Origin of the sequence: Pseudohoeflea suaedae (genome assembly GCF_004354915.1) — a bacterium.
GTDB lineage: Bacteria > Pseudomonadota > Alphaproteobacteria > Rhizobiales > Rhizobiaceae > Pseudohoeflea > Pseudohoeflea suaedae.
In genome coordinates, this window is the sequence record NZ_SMSI01000001.1 from 1,373,781 (window position 1) to 1,387,127 (window position 13,347).

The following is a 13,347-nucleotide window of genomic DNA, read 5'->3' on the forward strand; positions in this document are numbered from 1 at the left end:
TCCGTCAGCGAAGAAGAGCGCGAAAGCGGTTCATGAGTTTCGGCCGGGCTTCCTGTGCGGGGAAGAAGTCCTCCCGGGATCTTTCGAGATATGACTGGTGGAGCCTCCGGTCGTAATTGATGAACCTCTCGTAGAACTCGCGCGACTTCGCGTTGTCGAAGTCGATGCCGCCGGATAGTCGCGACCTGTTCTCGTGATGGACGAGCTTGATACGGGGGAAGAGGCTCTTCAAATAGGCATTTGCCGATCTGATATCTTCCATCGTCGCCACGAGGCTGAAGCTGTCATAGGCTTTCAGCGCGGTCTCGAAGCACTCCTGCGTGATCGACCTGGTCTTTGTCACCTGGCGGAGGTAGCGGGTCTGGGAGTTGTCAAACAGTCTCATTCCGACATCGTTGTCGAGAATGGGGCGGATGCGATCGATATCGTTGAGGTCCACATCCCACAGCTGCCTGGCCAGTTCGGCTATCTTCGGTGCGATCTCTTTCAGTCGCTCCGGCTTCCGCCTGTCGCCATAGGCCTTCACCCAGTTCAGGTGGGAATTGAGTTGCGCCCGCGGTTCCCGGACCAGCGTGAAGCTGAATACGCCGGGGTTCCTGATGAGGGAGGCGCAATGGGTGAACTGAATATGGCCGGACGCGAAGAACGGCTGCTCATCCTGCTGGATTTCCTTGAGTATCGTCGGCGGCCTGCTTTCGCAGTGGTCGAAAAACCGGTCGCAGCCGAACTCGGGCCGGAAGACGGAGTTGAAGGACGTCCCGGCCGTCTTGGGAATGTGGAGAAAGAATACCGACCGTCTCATGGCTGGTAGGCGCCGTGCCGGTGTGAGCCGATGGAAAAATCCTCGTGCTCCAGGGTCAGGTTTCTCGAGTAATAGGGATCGTTCCATAATGCCGCACCCCACTTCCTGATCATGAATTCGGTTTCGTTGGCAAAGCGGTTTCGTTTCTCGACCGTGTCCTCGGAGCCCCGCGAAACGCTCTCGTGGTGATAGAGCTTCGCATAGGGTGTCCAGACATTCGCGTAACCGGCTTCGCGGACCTTCAGGCAGAAATCGACGTCGTTGAAGGCGACCTGCAGAGATCGCTCGTCCAGCCCGCCGACCTCCTCGTAGACGGATTTCCGGATGACAAGACACGCGGCGGTCACGGCGGAGACGTTGTGCAGGAGCTTGAGCCGGGAAAAATAGCCCGGATCGTCGCGCTGGAAATACTTGTGAGCATGTCCGGCGACGCCGCCGATTCCGGTGATCACTCCGGCATGCTGTATCCTGCCGTCGGGATAGAAGAGTTTGGCCCCGACGCAGCCGATCTCCGTGCGGCAAGCCCATGAGACCATCTCGGTCAGCCAGGCGGGTGAAATCACTTCCATGTCGTTGTTGATCAGCCCCAGGATCTCGCCCCGGGCCTGCGAGGCCGCGCGATTGTTCATCGCGGAGAAATTGAACGGCGCGTCATGGGGAAGGATCGAGATGCCAGGCGATTGGCGGAGCTCGTCGAAATAGGCGAGTGTTTCCGGAGCCTTCGAGCCGTTATCGACGATCGTGATCTCGTAGTTGGGATAGTCGGTCCTGGCCCGGATCGATTCCACGCAGCAGCGCAGGACGTCCACCTTGTCGCGCGTCGGGATGATCAGGCTGACGAGGGGAGCGGGTTGGGGAACCTGCAGGCGGATCCGGTAATAGGGGACCTCCGGCGCTTCCTCGGCGGTGCCGGGGATGCCGGCGCGGTCCAGGTGCTCCTGCAGGGCGCGCAACCCGGCCTCGTAGGCGTAGCTCTTCTCCGAGCCTGCGGCTGCGGTGGAGCCGCTGGCCGCGCGCCAGTGGTAGAGGATTTTGGGGATGTGGGAGATCGCTTCGGCGCCGACCCGCTCGAATATGCGCAGGGTGATGTCGTAGTCCTGGCTGCCTTCGAAGCCGGTCCGCCAGCCGCCGACCGCACGGATGTTGTCCGCGCGATGGACCGTCAGATGGTTGAGGTAATTCTGCGAGCGGAAGAGTTCCCGCGAGAAGTCGGGTTTGAAATAGGGGTCGAAGCGGTTGCCGCGGTCGTCGATCTTGTCTTCGTCGGAATAGATGACCTGCGACGCCGGGGCGCGCTCGATCTGCAGGGCGACCTCGGCCAGGGCATTCTCGCGGAGGATGTCGTCATGGTCGAGAAGCGCGATCCAGTCGCCGGACGTCAGCGCGAAGGCGGAATTGGTGGCCTCGGAGATATGGCCGTTCGTCTCGCGCGAGACGACCCTGATGCGCTCGTCCCTTTGCCGCCAGGCCTCGAGCTGCGGACGGATATGCCCGGCTGTCGAGCCGTCGTCGGCGATGCAAAGCTCCCAATGCGGATAAATCTGGGCGCGAACGGATTCGATTGCGGCATCGAGATAGTGCCGCGGCGTATTGTAGACCGGCATCACGATGCTGATCAGCGGCGGCGCGGCGATGGCCTCGATCTCGCGACGGAGCGCGTCCCCATCGACGGCCGGATCGAAGTCGTGCCGGCTGATCCAGGTCTTGTAGGATACCGAGCTCTGCCGCGCCGCGCGTCCCTCGCGCAGATGGATGGGCTGCAGGCGGCGGAGCGCGGTGTAGTATTCCGGCAGCCGTCGGGCGAAGCCGGCCGGATCGCGCAGGAAGATCCGCGTCGCATGCAGCCCCAGCCGCATCGACGTTTCCGGGCTCGAAAGCCGCCGGACCTGGAAATCCTCGATCCGGAAGGAGGCGACGGAACCGTCCGGCTCGATCCTGATGCGGCGGGCCTCCACGGGAAGGCGGAACAGCGCCGAAAAACTGCGTCCGCCGCGTGTCTGCAGCCACACCGGAAAGCTTTCCCCGTCCTCGCCGGTGGTGAAGACGATGCGCGGGCCGCCCGCCACCTGCGCACCGAAGATCAGGCTTATCCGGTACCAGCCGGCGGCAAAGGGCCGGTCCGGCTCGATCGAGATCTCGGGTCGCCCGGCGGTGACCGTGAACAGGTCGCCGTCGCGCTCGAGGCCGTCGAGTGCGGTCATGGATGGGTGCGACAGCGGTTTCACCGGCCCGGCGTCCCAAATCTCATTGCGCGGCCTTCCATTCGTCGATCGACTGAAGCGACTTGATGGCGCCGTCCTCCAGCGTCATGACCTTGTTGCAGACCCGTCCGAGAAGCTCCTTGCTGTGGCTGGCGAGCACGATGATCCCCGCCTTTTCGGTCAGCTCCCGCATGCGCGTCTGCGCCTTCTGGCGGAAATCCGCGTCGCCGGCGCCGATCCATTCGTCCATCAGCAGGATTTCCGGGTCGAAGCTGGTGGCGATCGAGAAGGCGAGGCGGGCGGACATGCCGGCGCTGTAGGTCTTCAGCGGCATGTCGATGAAGTCGCCGAGCTCGCTGAAGGCGATGATCTCGTCCATCCTGGCTTCGATCTGGTCGAGTTTCCAGCCGGTCACCAGCCCGCGCAGCACGATGTTCCGGCGCCCGGTCGCCTCCTGCCGGAAGCCCAGATTGATGTTGAAGAGCGCGTCCACGCGCCCGCTGATGTCGACCGAGCCGGAGGTGGGTTCGTAGACCCCGTAAAGCACCTTCAGGAGCGTCGTCTTGCCCGCGCCGTTGTGCCCGATCAGGCCGAGCCGGTCGCCGGAGGACAATTCGAAGCTCACACCGTCGAGCGCGGTGACGAACTGCTTGCGTCCCTCCGTCTCGACGCGGTGATGCACGGGCGCATGGCGGCCCCGGGCGAACGACAGGCGCCTCATCAGCCTGTAGGTCAGCCCGATCTCGCTCGCTTTGATCGATGCACCGCTCATCGGAGGGTCGCTTCCTTCACCTTCTGCCCGCGCCGCCACAACCTGCGGGACGGCGGCCGGAGCCGGCTCGCGCTACTTGAGGTAACGGGAATCACTCAGTTCAACTTGTGCGTCATACCACGAAAACGATCTGCCTGCGCGTCTTGCCGAGCAGGTAGAGAGCCATGGGCCATAACGCCAAGGTGATGGCGGTGCAAATGACGAACGATGGCACGGGTAACGTTCCGTGAAGGACCGGCTCGCGGAACATCTCGAGGAAATGGGTGAACGGGTTGAACGTGTAGAGATGCCCGCGCAGCCCGGCGATCCTGCCGTCCATTCCCCAGAAGACGGGGGTGAGGAACATGCCGACCCGCACGAGGTTCTGCATGATGAACTGCAGGTCGGGAAAGAACGCGCCGCTGACGGCGAAGACGATGATGGCGGGCACCGTGGCAAGCAGGATGACGGCAAGCGCAGGCACGATCCACAGCCAGCCGGGGCTCACCGGCGCGCCGGTCAGGATCATGATCCCGGCCCAGCCGAGCGCCATGTAGCCGAAGCGGATGATCGCCTGCATCAGCAGGCGCAGCACATAGACCGAGAAGGGCAGGCGGGTGCCCTTGATGAAGCTCGCCTCGCGCACGAACAGCGAGGTCGACAGCGTCACGATGTCGGTGATGTAGAGCCAGACGAGCATGCCGCTGGCCGCGTAGCGGGCGAAGGCGCGCGGATCGGTCTGGTAGCCGAAGACCACGATGAAGGTGCCCACCAGCAGAAGGTAGTTGATCAAAAGCCAGGACGGCCCCAGCGTGGTGCGGCGGTGCTGTTCGCCGATATCCTCCTGCGCGAGCGCCATCCAGACGGGGCGCATCTTCAGTGCGGTGTGGAAATCGCCGATCGCCTCGGCAAATGGCGAAGCCATGTCGGCGCCCTCCGGTTGCAAGGAATTCGGGCAGTTACCACGGCCATGCGCGCGGTGGCAATGCGTGGCGCGGGACCGTTCCGTCCACCTTGCCCGCGCCCGCGCTAGGCTGTGCGCGAAGCTGCCGCCGGGGCGGCGCCAACGCAAGGACACGCCGATGACGGACGCGACACCCAATCTGGCCCTGCCGTTTATCATGCCGCAGCAGGCGCAGAAACACGTCACCCACAACGAGGCGCTCAACGCGCTCGATGCCCTCGTCCAGCCCGCCGCAGCAAGCCGCACGCTGGCCGCCCCGCCGGATGATCCGGCCCCCGGTGCGCGCTATATCGTGGCCGCCCCCGCGGCGGGCGCATGGAGCGGGCGGGAGGACCGGCTGGCCCATTTCGTCGACGGCGCCTGGGCCTTTCATGAACCGGGGCCGGGCTGGCTCGCCTATGTCGACGACGAACAGGCGCTCCTGCGCTATCGCCCCGGCGAAGGCTGGACGGCGGCGGTGGAGACGGCGCGCGCGCCGCGTTTCGGCGTCAATACCGATGCCGACGCGACCAACCGCCTGGCGGTGAAGTCCGATGCGGTGCTGCTGAGCCATGACGACGTGACGCCGGGCAGCGGCGACATACGCGCCGTGCTCAACCGGCAGGCGCAAGCGGGCACCGCCTCGCTGGTGTTCCAGACCGGCTGGAGCGGACGTGCCGAAATGGGAACCGCCGGCAGCGACGATTTCGTCGTCAAGGTCAGCGCCGACGGGGTGACCTGGCGCGAGGCGCTGACGGTCGAGGCGGGCACGGGCAGGATCGCCTTTCCCTCGGGCGGCGTGCGCGAGAAACTTACAGCCCCGCGTAGCTATCACGTCGCCCCGGCCGGCGACGACGCCAATGACGGCCGCACCCCCGCCACCCCCTTCGCCACCCTGCAGAAGGCTGTTGATGTTGTTTACGGCACGCTCGATCTCGGCGGCTTCGACATCACCATACAGCTCGCCTCGGGCGCTTATGCGGGTTTCGAGGTGCTCGATCCCCAGGTCGGCGCCGGACGGATCGTCCTGCGCGGCGACACCGACACCCCCGATAATTGCACAATCCGCGACAATCCGGGCTCCTCAGCGGTCATCGATGTGCAGAATGCGGGGACGAAAATTGCTCTGGAGGGGCTGCATGTCACCCGCACGACGACCACGAACCTTGTCCGCGCACTCGCGGGCGCACGCATCGAGCTTGCGACCAGAAACAAGATGTCGGGTGCAGGCCGCACCCACACGATCATGGCCAGCGTCAACGCCTATGTGGAGGTCAAGGGCACGCTGGTCGTGGCGGATCAGTGCTATACCCTGCTCATGGCGTCGCGAAACGGATATCTGACGATTGAGGGTGCCAGCATAGACCTCACCGCATCACCGAATGTCGGCATCTTCGCCCTCGCCAGCATCGGCGGCATCGTCTTCGCCTATGCCAACACCTTCAACGGCGCAGCCCTCGGCGGCTATCGCCATGTGGTGCAGACCAATGCCATCGTGCACACCAATGGCGGCGGCGCGAGCTATTTCCCGAACGACAATGCCGGAACGACGCAAAGCGGGGGCGTGTTTGCTTGAGGCTGCGGCGAAGGAGCCGCGAACTGGAATGTGTCTGTAGTTGCAGCGTACGGTTTTTTGTCATGCGAGTTCACGATTGGTCGAAACCAACTTGGCTGAACTGCAACGGTCAAATGAATTTGCATTTAAGATTGAGCGCCATGATCTGGATAGGCATAAAGACAGCGAGCAAGAGCAAAATTGTTTAGATATTAGGTGGCTCGTAGTGCCGCCTGAAAAACAAGCTAAGGGGCGGAGCATTTCGAACGATCACGTTTCTCGCCGAAGTCCCAACAATAGAACTCGATAGGAGACGCCGCTATGGTTCAATTGCCATCACTGCCGCACATGGAGCCTGAGGGCCTCACTGTCTTTAAGGAATGCGTTGGGAAATCAAAATGCTATCTTGAGTATGGTAGCGGTGGTTCAACCATATATGCCGTGGAAACTGCTAAAGTGCCGCACGTCGTATCGATCGATTCAGATAAGCGATGGTCAGACACGATTCGAACTTCCGTTCAAACCGCTACACCTAATCAGTTGATGATTGAGCACTGCGATATTGGTCCAGTCGGCGATTGGGGGTCGCCAATTGATCGCACTCATGTGACCAAGTTCTGGCAGTATATGTGTAAGCCTTGGCATATGGCTGATCGAGCTAAACTCAAGCCAGATCTTGTGTTAATTGACGGACGATTTCGAGTGGCATCGTTTCTATACACATTGATGGCATGCGAAAAGGGGACGAAAATTTTGTTCGATGATTATCGTGATCGCGAACACTATCACATCGTTGAGAAATTCTGTAATATAATTGAGGGATACGGGCGGCTAGCCGTGTTCCGTGCTGAGCGCGTTGAAGATCAGAGGGAGATTGCAGAGTACATTGCTAGATATTCTGTCCTGTGGGGATAGAGGCTTTGGCAGACTAAGCGTCAATATCTAGATTTGTATTATATTCATAGAGGGAGAAGTCCGCGCTAAATAGGTCGCGGACCATATTTATAGTGTCGAGATCGTAGAAAGATTTCCAATTCGGAATTTTTGTTCGGTTTCTGTCGCCCTCCTTGAATGCTTCATCTGCGGCACTCATCCGTTTGTCGCCATACGGTGACTGGTGTTGTTTTCCATATAGGAATTCGGGCCCGCGCGGCAGGCCGGCTTCATTCTCTAGGGTCGCAAGCACATTGGCCATATCTTCGATTTTTACATATCGGGGACTTAAGTGCTCTTCGCCCTCAATGTACTGCTGGGCAAAATGATTGTTGACATCGCCTGCTGCAACCCCGTTCGCCTGAAGCCAATGAAGATAATTTCTAAAAGAAATGCCGCGACTGTCAGTTTCGCTTCCATAGAAGTGGAGACGAATTTTAGGCCAAGTTTTTGAAACGAAATGATTGGGCTGTGTTATCCCCTCATTGCCTAGCAATAATAGATAGGAGCTGACAGCTCGTTGAAAGGGGTTTCGTACAAACTTGATTAGAGGCTTGTCCTGATTGACAAGCGATGATTGTAGTTCGTCGTAGTAATCTTCGCGCTTCTTAAAGACGTAATTTTCATAGTTGTGGATCCAGCTCGAATAATTCCTTGCGTTCTCTAGCTCATTAATTTGCCAAAAGAACCACTGAACTACTGTCGTGCACCCGGATTTTTCCGACCACATGAGCACTAAGGGGAATTTTTGATCAAATAGTGGTTTTCGGACCCGTATAATATATCGCAGTTCAGACTGAGTAAGGGGTGTGTTGGTAAAGATCGAAGAGACCATCAGCGGTATCTCCCTTCTAAAATGCCGTCGATAAATGCCAAGGCTGCTGGGATGTTTAAGCTGAACGACCGATGCACAGGGTCTGCACCTGCGTCATCAATGGCTCTTGCAACAATGAGCGCATAATTCAGATTGCAGCTCGCGAACAGGTTCGAGTGGCCTTCTAAGAAATTCGGCAAGTGTTCTATGTCGATCACTGTCGTGCCGGGAAAACAGAACACACAATTGAACAAGCCTGATCCTTGTGGGCCAATTACGAGTTCGGCAGAGGCAAAATTCCTGATGGTTTCCTCGAAGCCATCTTTTTCCGGCTCTACAATTTTGATCCCGCGCGATGCTAGTGCAATCTCAAATTCTTCCCCATTGAGAAATTCTCTGCGCTTTATAGCGCTTGGAGCCGCCGCTCCCCATGACCGCCTTGAAACATAAATCGCCTTCGCCCGGTCAGTCCGAGTGTCGCTAGCAAGCGCCTCGTCGCGAATGTGCCCTAACGCTTGCAACGTATGGGTGTCGAGGTATTTGTGTCTATTAGGCCAGTTGGGGACAACGGCTTGCTCAAGCTCATAGGTCTTTCCGAAATGCTGACGTATGAGTCTGTCTTCTCCTATCCCCAAATGCGAAAGGATTTCTCGTTGCCAATCCCGCTCTGCAAAAACGGCAAAGCGCACGTCGCTTTTGAATAGGCGTCTCACCGCCTCGATCTTCGGAATCACCCGAATTAGCCAGGCGCCGTAATTCACGGGTTCAGAGGAGCTGACGAGTGCCGTCCGCCCTTCAATCTTAATCGGGTCGCTTTGAAGTTTGTTGGACCAGTAACCATCGGCGCCCGCTGAAAGCTGATATTCGCTTTGCCGCACGTCAAACCGGTTGTTTATATACCGGTCAATGTGGTTCGAGTTTAGTTCAAAGTCACTATATAGGTGCCCGTTGGAGGCTAGCATCCGTTGGCCGAATAGGCGTGAACGGGGCAGCACTAGAACTTCACGTGAACTGACTTTAACCTCAATGGGGTTTCTTAGATTGTCACACAACCCCAGTTCCTCGGGGTCATGGACCGCGAATGGCGGCTTCCTTGTAGCGGTCCCAGCCTCAGCCAAATGTACTATCGTCGGGCCTTGAGGGGTTTCGTTCACCTCCGCCTTCGGTATCTCCGTCCATTTTGCTAGCTGTAGCGCGTGATTGTTGTCGGACCATGTTTTCGCCGTGCGCAGCAATATGTCCCTCGCCACAAAGGGCATGTCTCCGCCTTTATTAAGAAATGCTGCGCTTAGGTCGTGGGTCGCTTGAGGGAAGCTCTCCATGTATTCCTGTTCGCTAATAGTAAAGTATCTCAAAAGATGCTTTCCTGCACCTTTGTAGTTTTCGAAGTCTTTTTTGGTAAAGCCATCTAGGCGCTGAGCAAGTTTGCGTCGTGCCGATGTAATAACTCTCTCAAATGGCCCGTTGTGATAATGGAGGTAGCAAATACGTGACGTGCGAATTGTCTCCGGAGGAACGGTCGGACCATTCGTGTACCAATCATATAAGTGGAATCCGAGGTCGAGTCGTGGATTTCTCATTCTCGAAACAATAATTTTCTTAATCGGTAGGTGGTACCCTTTGGTGCTAAAGGGGATGTTCCAGATGGACTCTTGCACGCGGAGATAGATTTCAAGTTCTCCTGATGATCGGTCGAGTTCTGATATGATGCTCTCGATATCATTTTGGAATTGAAAAGAGTTATCCAGAACGCCGATGAATTCATCGCAATCCAAGGGGGCGACATATTTATATGTCTCAGTAAGATTGCCGATAAGTTCGCTAACAATTCTCCCTTTCTTTTCGAAATCCTCAATTCCATAAGTTACATTGCAGCCAGCTTTTTTAGCTTCGGAAAGGTAAAACAATGTAGATATGTCATCTGAATTGTTATCCAGTATGTGAATATCTTCGGGGGCTACGATATCCTGATGATATTTGATCCAGCTAGAGAGAAGCTCTCCTTCGTTTCGCTGCATCATGACGATTGCCAAACTATTCATTGCTGTTCTCTGGTTGAATTGGAAAGGGATGAGTTCAGATTCGGAGCCAATAAAGCACGATGAAGGCGGGCAATCTATGGGCCGGATTTGAAGTGTAGCGACTCATCGTGTTCCCAATGGGTACACAGAGTAATTATCTCGCCATCTCTCCGAACCACGCCAGATGCGCGGCGGCACTGTCGGTGTTGGTGAGCGGCGGGGGGATGCGCGCGACGTTTTCCTCCCACAGGGCCGTATCGGCCGCGAGCGTCGTCATCGCTTCGGCAAGCGCCAACGGGCTGCGCGGTTCCACATGCGTCTCCGGCGTGCCCGTGGCCGTCTTCTCGGCCATGCCGCCGATATTGGACGCGATGACCGGGCGGCGGTGCATATAGGCTTCCTGGATCACCATGGGTGAGTTTTCCCACCAGATGGAGGGCATGACAACCCAGTCGATGTTGCGCATCCGCGCGGCGAGGTTTTCCTGCTCGTAGGGGCCGTGCCATTGCAGCCGGCCGGTGGGCAAGAGCTTGTCGCGCAACGCCAGGATCTTCTCGATGAATTCCGGCGCCTGCATTTCCAGATTGGCGCCGTGCACCTCGAGTTGGACCGGGGCCGCGTCCTGTTCGATGGTGATGGCGAGCGCCTCGAGCATGACGTCGATGCCCTTGAACGGGTTGAGCTGGCCGAAGAAGCCGAAACGGTTGCGCGCGCCCCCGGGCCCGGCCTCGCGGTGCGGCGTCGGCGCGTTGAGGATCTGGCCGTTCTCGATCGTGGTGATCCTGTCGTCGGGGATGCCCCAGTCGACATAGCGCTGCCGCAGGAAATCCGACGGCGCCACGAAACCGTCGATGACCGAGAAATGGGTCTGGATAAAATTCTTGCGCAGCCAGAAATCCTCGCGGCTGAGCGAGGGAAAGCAGCGGTGGCAGTCCTCGAGCGATTCCCTCAGGCACAGTCTGGTGCCTTCGCCGGTCTTGACCATCTGGCCGTGGTTCTTGCAGATCGCCTGATACTCGTGCAGCGTCAGGATGATCTGCGTGTCCGGGCAGGTCTTGCGGATGGTGTCGAACATCTCGATGCCCATATGGGCATAATGGTGCACATGCACGATGTCGGGCCGCACCATTTCGAGCCATGCGGCAAAGCGCTGGTTGGCCTGCAGCCGGTTGAACCCCTTGAACATGTGCCAGTCGATCATTTCCCGGCTCCACAGATATTCGCCGGGCCGCCGGGGCGTGATCATGTTGGTCGGGCCTTCGCCGGGGCGCCGGTGTGCGGCCAGGAAGACCGCGGATTCGATCTCGGGATGGTCGCGATAGGCCAGATACAGGTTGTAGGCGGCGATTTCCGCGCCGCCGAGGCTGAAATCCGGGTGGCCGTGGGCGATGATGGCGATGCGCTTGCCCGCAGATGTCTCGGGCCGCGTCATGGGCGGTTCTCCTTGCCGTCGTCCTGCCCGAGCAGTCTCCCGCCCTTAAGTCCGGCGCCCGCCAGCCCCCCGCCCGCCAGTCCCCCGCTCGTAAGCCCGCCGCCCGCCAGCCGCGCGATCGTCGCGCCCCAGCGTTCCTGGTGGCGCACGGCGTTGAGGATGGTGACCTTCTGGCGGAAGCCGGGATCGCCGGCGCTGCGCAGCGACTGGCGTTCCAGATGGGTGAGTTCCACATCGGCGCAATAGCCCGGCAGCAGCCCGCGCTCGCGGTATTTCAGGCACAGGTCGCTGTCCTCGAAATCGCCGATCAGGTAGCCCGTGTCGAAGCGGCCGAGTTCCTCGAACTCCCTGCGCCGGAGCACCATGCAGGCCCCGGTCACCGCCTGCCTTTCGCTCAGTCCGACCGTCGGGTCGGCTTCCCGCGGCAGCCCGAGAAGCGGATGGTCGTTGAGCCAGACCTGCAGCCGCGCATCCCACTGGAAGGCCATGCCCGCATGCTGGATGCCGCCGTCGGGAAACATCAGCCGCGGCGCGATGACGCCGAAGCCGGGATTTGCATCGAGCAGGTCGGTCAGCGTCGCCGCCCAGCCCGGCGCGTCGGGAATGACGTCGCTGTTCATCAGGATCAGCTTGTCGCCGCGCGCCTGGCCGGCGCCCAGATTGTTGGCCCCCGCATAGCCGCGATTGACCTGTCCCCAGACGATGGTGAAGGCCACGCCGTAGAGTTCGCTCAGCTCACGCGCCTGTGCCAGGAAGTGCGGCAGGATGTTGGGATCGTCCACCACATAGATGATCTCGCACCGCGACAGGATGTCGGCATCGCGGGAGAAGGCCAGCAGCTGGTGCTCGACGAAGTCCCAGCGGGCATAGAGCGGGATGATGAGACTGGTCGCGGGCGCTACCGGCGCCTCGCCGAATTGCCAGCGCTCGACCGGATAGGTTTCGACGATCCGCTCGTTCTCCTTCATCGCCGCGGCGATCGCCGGAAGGTCGGTGGTCGAGAAGCGTTCGGTCAGCAGATGCGGCGGCGTATCGACGGAGAACAGCCGCCGCGCCAGTTCGATGGGCTGCGCGCCGATCTGCTCGGCCTTGACCGAATGGATGATCCTGCCGCTGGACGCCAGCGACAGGGCCACGCTGGCCGGCGCCGTCGTCTGCCTGGGCAGCCGCAGGATGAAGCCGCCATAGGCCGCCATCGGGCCGAATTCGCCGCCGAACGGCCCCGTCAGGTCGGGCCGGTAGGAGGAGAAGGAGTCCGTCAGGCAGGCCGTCGTGCCGGCCCCTTCGACCATCAGCAGCGGCGAGCCGGAGGGCAGCGCCCAGCCGACGACGATCACCGAATCGTCGGGGCAGCGGATCACCATGTCCAGATGCCCGCGCGGCGCCGGCAGCCGGGCGGCGGCCTCCGGTTCCGGAACCGGCTGGGAAACCGCTGCCCTGCCTGCACCGGCGCCTGCACCCGCACCGGCGGCGAGGTCCGCCGTGTCGGCGACCGTCACAAGATCTTTCTTGGCGGCGCGCTTGGCCCGGGCCGGCGTAATTCCGTGCCCGGCAAACGCGCGCCGCAGCGGTGTCTGGATGAATTCTGGCAACAATTTGAAAACCGCTTTCGCTAGCCGCTTGATGTTCACAGCGTGTTTGTCCGCCTGTCTTTTAAGCCCCGTGATCCATGTATCGCATGCCACAGTATGGGGGAGGCGTAAAGGCTGGAGAGGAGGTCTGGTTGTATCTGGATATAACCATATCACGGCTTTAGCATTGGGAAAAACGCCCGCTTGCCTTCGCGCAACCGTGGCTTGTGCTATATTTGGTCAGGCGCGCTCCGTCCAGGATTGCATTCGAAACGTGAATTGGGTAAGTCCCGCGCACCGTGAGTGAACGCCGGTCACGGCACA

At 59.8% G+C, this 13,347-nt stretch carries 10 protein-coding genes; 2 read left to right on the plus strand and 8 right to left on the minus strand.

The features are described 5' to 3' along the window. Positions 1-4 precede the first annotated feature (4 nt). The 4 genes from E2A64_RS06430 to E2A64_RS06445 all read right to left on the minus strand — a co-directional run bounded on the left by E2A64_RS06430 (position 5) and on the right by E2A64_RS06445 (position 4,679). The gene (locus E2A64_RS06430) at positions 5-802 is read right to left on the minus strand and encodes a sulfotransferase family 2 domain-containing protein (protein ID WP_158285700.1); all 798 of its coding nucleotides are present in this window, start codon (positions 800-802) and stop codon (positions 5-7) included. Next, entirely contained in the window at positions 799-3,003 is a 2,205-nt protein-coding gene (locus E2A64_RS06435; protein WP_133283563.1) for a glycosyltransferase family 2 protein, read from the minus strand. The genes E2A64_RS06430 and E2A64_RS06435 overlap by 4 nt, the downstream gene beginning before the upstream one ends. A gap of 43 nt (positions 3,004-3,046) precedes the next feature. After that, the gene (locus tag E2A64_RS06440) at positions 3,047-3,775 is read right to left on the minus strand and encodes an ABC transporter ATP-binding protein (RefSeq protein ID WP_133283564.1); all 729 of its coding nucleotides are present in this window, start codon (positions 3,773-3,775) and stop codon (positions 3,047-3,049) included. A gap of 112 nt (positions 3,776-3,887) precedes the next feature. After that, complete coding sequence (locus E2A64_RS06445; protein WP_133283565.1) at positions 3,888-4,679, minus strand: ABC transporter permease; 792 nt, start codon at positions 4,677-4,679, stop codon at positions 3,888-3,890. Positions 4,680-4,836: 157 nt separating this feature from the next. Between E2A64_RS06445 and E2A64_RS06450 the strand changes: the two genes are divergently transcribed. Beyond that, positions 4,837-6,273, plus strand: coding sequence for a DUF2793 domain-containing protein (locus tag E2A64_RS06450; protein ID WP_158285701.1), 1,437 nt, complete (start codon positions 4,837-4,839; stop codon positions 6,271-6,273). A gap of 300 nt (positions 6,274-6,573) precedes the next feature. Continuing rightward, the gene (locus tag E2A64_RS06455; protein ID WP_133283567.1) at positions 6,574-7,167 is read left to right on the plus strand and encodes a hypothetical protein; all 594 of its coding nucleotides are present in this window, start codon (positions 6,574-6,576) and stop codon (positions 7,165-7,167) included. Positions 7,168-7,180: 13 nt separating this feature from the next. Here the strand turns inward: E2A64_RS06455 and E2A64_RS06460 are convergent, their stop codons facing one another. From E2A64_RS06460 to E2A64_RS06475, 4 genes are all read right to left on the minus strand, one after another. Next, positions 7,181-8,020, minus strand: a complete 840-nt coding sequence (locus E2A64_RS06460; protein ID WP_133283568.1) for a sulfotransferase family 2 domain-containing protein — start codon at positions 8,018-8,020, stop codon at positions 7,181-7,183. Beyond that, positions 8,020-10,041, minus strand: coding sequence for a glycosyltransferase 61 family protein (locus tag E2A64_RS06465; RefSeq protein WP_133283569.1), 2,022 nt, complete (start codon positions 10,039-10,041; stop codon positions 8,020-8,022). Before E2A64_RS06465 ends, E2A64_RS06460 begins: the two co-directional genes overlap by 1 nt. Positions 10,042-10,174: 133 nt before the next feature. Then, positions 10,175-11,452 carry a glycosyltransferase family 4 protein gene (locus E2A64_RS06470; protein WP_133283570.1) on the minus strand — a complete coding sequence of 426 codons (1,278 nt, stop codon included), beginning with the start codon at positions 11,450-11,452 and terminating at the stop codon, positions 10,175-10,177. Then, positions 11,449-13,047, minus strand: coding sequence for a glycosyltransferase family 2 protein (locus tag E2A64_RS06475; protein ID WP_133283571.1), 1,599 nt, complete (start codon positions 13,045-13,047; stop codon positions 11,449-11,451). The genes E2A64_RS06470 and E2A64_RS06475 overlap by 4 nt, the downstream gene beginning before the upstream one ends. Between the last annotated feature and the right edge of the window lie 300 nt (positions 13,048-13,347).

Excerpts from the sequence above, each read along its gene's own strand:
- E2A64_RS06470 (WP_133283570.1), bottom strand. The coding sequence starts at position 11,452 with ATGACGCGGCCCGAGACATCTGCGGGCAAGCGCATCGCCATCATCGCC.
- E2A64_RS06435 (WP_133283563.1), bottom strand. The coding sequence starts at position 3,003 with ATGACCGCACTCGACGGCCTCGAGCGCGACGGCGACCTGTTCACGGTC.
- E2A64_RS06455 (WP_133283567.1), top strand. The coding sequence starts at position 6,574 with ATGGTTCAATTGCCATCACTGCCGCACATGGAGCCTGAGGGCCTCACT.
- E2A64_RS06430 (WP_158285700.1), bottom strand. The coding sequence starts at position 802 with ATGAGACGGTCGGTATTCTTTCTCCACATTCCCAAGACGGCCGGGACG.
- E2A64_RS06465 (WP_133283569.1), bottom strand. The coding sequence starts at position 10,041 with ATGAATAGTTTGGCAATCGTCATGATGCAGCGAAACGAAGGAGAGCTT.
- E2A64_RS06445 (WP_133283565.1), bottom strand. The coding sequence starts at position 4,679 with ATGGCTTCGCCATTTGCCGAGGCGATCGGCGATTTCCACACCGCACTG.
- E2A64_RS06460 (WP_133283568.1), bottom strand. The coding sequence starts at position 8,020 with ATGGTCTCTTCGATCTTTACCAACACACCCCTTACTCAGTCTGAACTG.
- E2A64_RS06450 (WP_158285701.1), top strand. The coding sequence starts at position 4,837 with ATGACGGACGCGACACCCAATCTGGCCCTGCCGTTTATCATGCCGCAG.
- E2A64_RS06440 (WP_133283564.1), bottom strand. The coding sequence starts at position 3,775 with ATGAGCGGTGCATCGATCAAAGCGAGCGAGATCGGGCTGACCTACAGG.